Annotated in this window: 1 pseudogene; it reads left to right on the top strand. The window is 74.7% G+C overall.

Annotation, left to right across the window (positions count from 1 at the left end):
* Nucleotides 1-234: 234 nt before the first annotated feature.
* A pseudogene (locus tag G3I71_RS52090) lies at nucleotides 235-438 on the top strand (aspartate aminotransferase family protein); the annotation flags it as partial.

Raw genomic sequence — 438 nt, 5'->3', positions numbered from 1 at the left:
CCTGAGGACGGCGGCGCCCGGGTCCGCGGTTCCTGCGGTCCGGCCCGTCGTGGGCGTCCTCGTCGTCCCGTCGGCCGTGCTCGGCCGTGCGGCTCCGGGGCCGGCGGGTCGGCGGGTCATCCCGAGCCACCCGGCACGCGGCCTTGTCCGATCGCGGCCAAGGATCTTCGGGCCACCCGTGATCCGTCGCCTCCCCCGTCGTTGGTACGTACGGGGGATGGTGCACCAGCGTTCATGTTCGAGACGCAATCCGGAAGGGAATTCCGTGCGGGAGGACCGACAGACGTGGCCTTGACCGAGCCGGCCGCAGCAGCGGCCTCCGTGCCGCCCCAGGGAGCGCGGGGCCCCGTCGTGGCGGAGGGCATCCTCCGCAGACAGGCGCTGCGGGAGTCCGCCGCCCGGCCGTACGCCCGTTCCCTGCCCATCCTTCCCGTCCGC

The organism is Streptomyces sp. SID12501, assembly GCF_010550245.1.
Taxonomy (GTDB): Bacteria; Actinomycetota; Actinomycetes; order Streptomycetales; family Streptomycetaceae; genus Streptomyces.
The sequence above is the reverse complement of the archived record's forward strand: the minus strand, read 5'-3'. Positions and strand labels throughout refer to the sequence as shown.